The organism is Peptoniphilus indolicus ATCC 29427, assembly GCF_000227315.1.
GTDB lineage: Bacteria > Bacillota > Clostridia > Tissierellales > Peptoniphilaceae > Peptoniphilus > Peptoniphilus indolicus.
Window position 1 is genome coordinate 135,449 of sequence record NZ_JH165063.1, and the last position, 5,054, is coordinate 140,502.

The 5,054-nt window shown below is 33.7% G+C and carries 4 protein-coding genes; 2 read left to right on the plus strand and 2 right to left on the minus strand.

The features are described 5' to 3' along the window. Nucleotides 1–254 precede the first annotated feature (254 nt). A complete protein-coding gene (locus HMPREF9129_RS07310) occupies nucleotides 255–1,574 on the plus strand; it encodes a Na+/H+ antiporter family protein (RefSeq protein WP_004822062.1) in 1,320 nt (439 codons plus the stop codon). 105 nt (nucleotides 1,575–1,679) lie between these two features. Next, entirely contained in the window at nucleotides 1,680–3,218 is a 1,539-nt protein-coding gene (hutH, locus tag HMPREF9129_RS07315; RefSeq protein ID WP_004822064.1) for a histidine ammonia-lyase, read from the plus strand. A gap of 49 nt (nucleotides 3,219–3,267) precedes the next feature. On the opposite strand, the gene citC is transcribed toward hutH, so the two are convergent. Next, nucleotides 3,268–4,326 (minus strand): [citrate (pro-3S)-lyase] ligase, encoded by a 1,059-nt coding sequence (citC, locus tag HMPREF9129_RS07320; protein WP_050794634.1) that lies wholly within the window; start codon nucleotides 4,324–4,326, stop codon nucleotides 3,268–3,270. Then, on the minus strand, nucleotides 4,307–5,054 hold a 748-nt coding region (locus HMPREF9129_RS07325; protein ID WP_040552807.1), incomplete at its 5' end, for a triphosphoribosyl-dephospho-CoA synthase. The genes citC and HMPREF9129_RS07325, both read right to left, overlap by 20 nt.

A 5,054-nucleotide genomic window follows, 5' to 3' on the forward strand; every position in this document is an offset into this window, starting at 1 on the left:
TTTTATAACAGTTACAGTGAAGATACAAAAGAATAATAGTGAAAATGTTTTAGAAGACGATAATTAGACGTTTTTTATAGAAAAAGCTCACTTTCCATAGATTAAAGCAAGATCTATTGTAAAGTTATAATGAAGTAAAATAAAATTTTATATAATAAATCGTATTAAATTTAATAATAGTTGACATCTAATTGATGGAAATTGATTATAATTAGATCATAAAAACCGAGTAAATATAAAAAGGAGGAAATTATATGATATTATTTAATCCGGTTGTTATATCAGTTTTAGTAATGTGCATACTTTGTTTGTTAAAATTTAACGTACTTTTAGCAATCATAGTATCTGCAATGGTAGCAGGATTCTCTGCGGGAATGCCACTAGTTGAAGGCGACGGTTCTATAATGAGTTTGTTAATTGGTGGTATGGGAGGTAACTCAGCGACAGCTCTTAGTTACATATTACTTGGAGCATTTGCAGTGGGACTTGCAAGAAGTGGTTTAGGAAAAATCTTATCACAAAAGATTGCAAAGGTTTTATCAGGTAAAAAGATGTTTTTAATTTTTGCTTTGGCATTTATTTCATGTTTTTCACAAAACTTAGTACCTGTACACATTGCCTTTATACCTATATTAATTCCACCGCTACTAACTGTATTCAATAAACTTAAAATTGATAGACGTGCATTAGCATGTGCTCTTACATTTGGTCTTAAAGCACCTTATATTTCATTACCACTTGGATTTGGTTTAATTTTCCACCAAATATTGGTAGATAATATAACTCAAGCCGGTTTACCTATATCTGTTTCAGATACTAAGAGAGTAATGTGGATAGGCGGTCTTTCAATGTTAGTTGGTCTTATCTTCTGTGTTCTTGTCCTATATAGAAAAGAACGTGAATATCAAGATCTTCCGATAGTAGGGGCTGAAGAAGATACAGGAGAAGCTGTAATGTCTCGTGAAGCTTGGGGAGCTCTTGCGGGGTGTATTGTCACAGCGGCAATTTCAGCTATAACAGAATCACTTCCACTTGGAGCGCTAGGCGGACTTATAGTAATGCTTCTAACAGGATGTATAAAAATTAAGAACTTAGACGACGTAATTAACGGCGGTATTGGCATGATGGGATTTATAGCTTTTGTAATGTTAGTAGCATCAGGATATGCTAATGTATTAAGAACAAGTGGAGCAGTTGAAGAACTTGTTGATGCAGCAGCAGTATATATGTCAGGTTCAAAAGCAGTAGCAGCTTTCATAATGTTACTTGTAGGTTTGTTAATAACAATGGGTATAGGTACATCATTCGGAACTATTCCAATTGTAACAGCAATATATGTCCCATTGGGACTTCAAATAGGACTTTCAACACCATCTATTATTCTTTTAATAGGTATAGCAGCAGCTCTTGGTGATGCAGGTTCTCCGGCGTCTGACTCAACTTTAGGACCTACATCAGGACTTAATGCAGACGGACAACACAATCACATTTGGGACACTTGTGTTCCTACATTCATAGCTTATGACATCTTCCTAATCATAGGTGGGGTTGTAGCTACAATGATATTTGGATAATTAATAGGTAGCAATTAAGATGTAGTTTTGAACTAAACTGCATCTTAATCAATTTATAAACAAATTTATCAATTTATTTGGATAAAGGATAAATAGGAGGAAAAAATGGAAAAAGTAATTTTAAATGGTAAAGACTTAACTCTTGAAGAAGTAGTTGCAGTTGCCAGAGAAGGCGTAAAAGTTGAAATAGCACCTGAACAAGAAGAAGCAGTAAAAGCATCTCGTGCAATCGTTGATGGTATAGTAGAAGAAGAAAGAGTTGTTTACGGAGTTACAACTGGTTTCGGTTCTCTTTGTAAAGTAAGTATCTCCAAAGAAGATTCTTCTCAACTTCAAGAAAACTTAATTAGAACTCACTCAAGTGGATTTGGTGAACCTCTAAAAGAAGATGAAGTTAGAGCTATCATGCTTATCAGAATTAACTCACTTGTTAAAGGTGTATCCGGGATAAGACTTGAAACAGTTCATACAATTCTTGACATGCTAAATAATGGAGTAGTTCCACACATTCCGGAAAAAGGCTCACTAGGAGCAAGTGGAGACTTAGCACCTTTAGCACACATGGTACTTCCAATGCTTGGACTTGGAAAAGCATATTTCAAAGGCGAACTTATGTCAGGTAAGGAAGCTATGGAAAAAGCCGGTGTTGAAGTTATAGCTCTTCAAGCAAAAGAAGGTCTTGCATTAATCAATGGAACAACAGTTCTAACAGCAATTGGAGCTCTTGCTACACACGATGCAATTCAACTTTTAAAATTATCAGACATCGCTGGAGCACTTTCACTAGAAGCTCACAGAGGTATTATAGATGCATTCTATGAAAAACTTCACACAATCAGACCTCACAATGGATGTTTAGCAACAGCTAAGAACATGAGAGCATTAACTGAAGGTTCAACTTACCTAACTCACACAGCTGATATAAGAGTACAAGACCCTTATACATTAAGATGTATCCCTCAAATTCATGGAGCAAGTAAAGATACAATAGCTTATGTTAAGGAAAAAGTTGAAATAGAAATTAACGCAGCAACTGATAACCCAATCATTATTTCTGATACAGAAGTAATTTCAGGCGGTAATTTCCATGGAGAACCAATGGCACAACCATTTGACTTCCTAGGAATTGGTGCTTCTGAAATAGGTAATGTTTCTGAAAGAAGAGTTGAGAGATTAGTAAATGCACAACTATCTGACTTCCCTTCATTCTTAGTAAAATACCCTGGCCTAAACTCAGGATTCATGATTACTCAATACGCTGCAGCAGCACTTGCATCAGAAAACAAAGTACTTGCTCATCCGGCAAGTGTTGATTCAATCCCATCTTGCGAAAACCAAGAAGACTTTGTATCAATGGGAACAATAGCTGCAAGAAAAGCTAGAGATATCGTTGCAAACTCAAGACGTATCGTTGCAACTGAAATCATGGCAGCAGTTCAAGCTATCGACTTCAGAAAAGAAGAAGGATTCAAACTTGGAGTTGGAACTCAAGCAGCTTATGACGTTGTAAGAAAGACTGTAAATTTCATCGAAAACGATAAAGATATCGAAATCTATGATGAACTTGAAAAGATTACAGAAGCTCTTGTTAATGAATCTATAGTAAAAGCTGTAGAAGAAAAAGTAACTCTTGACATCAAATAAGAAAAACAACAAAAAGGATATGCCGGGGAACTGACATATCCTTTTTCAATTATTTTGTATCAGATTGTTTAAATCCTTTTAGAGGGTCATTTTGTAGTTTTTTAATTATATGATTAGCTTTTTCAGACTTTAAAAAGTCATAAGTTGTTTTAGGAACTAACTTTTCAATTTGCTCAAACTCTCCATTTGCAATTAAGTTTCTAACTGTAGAAGCAGATATAGGTTTTTCATCAACTTCAGTTCTCTTTATAATCTCAAGCAGAGGATAGTTTGGATTTGGAGAATAGTTAAATACTTTTTTCATAGTTTCGTTGTAAATTTCAGTTGGTTTGCTAAAAGGCTCTTCTCCTACAAATCTATATCCAATATTTAACTTAGGAGCTATATGGTATTTAAATATTCTGCTGTCGAGCTCTGCATGCACTTCTGTTACACTCACTGATTCCTTTAAAAAATAAGATGGGAAAGTTTGAGAAGATACCAAATAATTTTTTGTAGGATGATAGAAGACGTTATTTAAATGGCTTGTACCTTGCTTAATCAAATTTAACCTTGTGTTAAAATCAAAGACAGATTTATCTTCACTAACCACAAAAATATGGAGCACATCACACATTTTTTTAGCTTGTTCGACTAAGTACAAGTGCCCATTAGTAAATGGATTTGCATTCATTACTATCGAACCCACAGTTCCTGAAATTTTAGGAGCAACTAAAGAATTTATATATTTACCAAAACCATCTGTAGAATTTTCCATAAAAACTAAATCATTTCCAACTCTTTCAATAGTTTTAAATCCAAGAAAAGAAAAGGCTTTTTCAGATGCCGGTTTTGTGTAAACATAAATATCTTTAAATCCCTTTTCGTAAATAGTATTTATTAAAAAAGAAATCAACTCATTGAAAACAGAACCGCCCTGATAACTTTCTTTAATTGCGATACATTTAATTATATTTTCAAATGTGGAGCCGGTCGCAACGAGAACATCATTTTCAAAAATTCCATAAGTTTCATGCACAGTATTTTCAGTCTTTAGTCCGGATTCTTTTAATAAATTTGCCCATTTATTGTAGTCAGATTCTATTTTATCAATCCATAATTTTTGCATTTTTACCTCCATATAAATTTAAAATTAAATTTGCAGTAGTCAATACGTCTGCAATGCCTCCGGATGAAATGTTATTTTTCACATAGAATTTGTCTAGTTCATCAGCTAACCTTTCATCGTAATTATTTAGAATTTCCAGAGCCCTATTCTGTAAAAATTTAAGCGTCTTTATATCACTTCTCTTTATGGTTGTTGTATCATCTATATTTGCAATTAGATAAAGAGTTTTTTTGTCTTCATCCCAATAATTTTCTTTTATTAAATCTATAAAATTAAATACTGTTTCGTAACCGGTGAGTGGAAATGTACGAATGTCATTTATGCCAAAAGTATGAAGTTTGGCACTGTTTTGAGGATTTGTGTAGTCGCAGGTCAACTCTTTTGAAAATTCCTTAATAGATTTTGAAATTTCAGAATAGTCAGTATTTAGTAGCCATTCTCTGTAGACAAACAGTATTAAAAATATTAATCCCTTGTGAGTGTTTATTCCATTGGTTGATTTAAACATAGCCTCTTCTACTTTGACTCCGAAGTTTTTTAAATTCTTGAAATCTGTTAAATCAGAGCCTTCCACTTTTTTTAGTTGATCCACTATTGCGCTCGCAGAATTTAAAAAAGTGTTATGGTCCATATCTGTGTGTGAACCGTTTGAAGTATAGTTTACACAACCATAGCCTCGCTTTCGTGACAATTCAGAATGTACAGCTGTTAAAAAACAGTTACAGAAA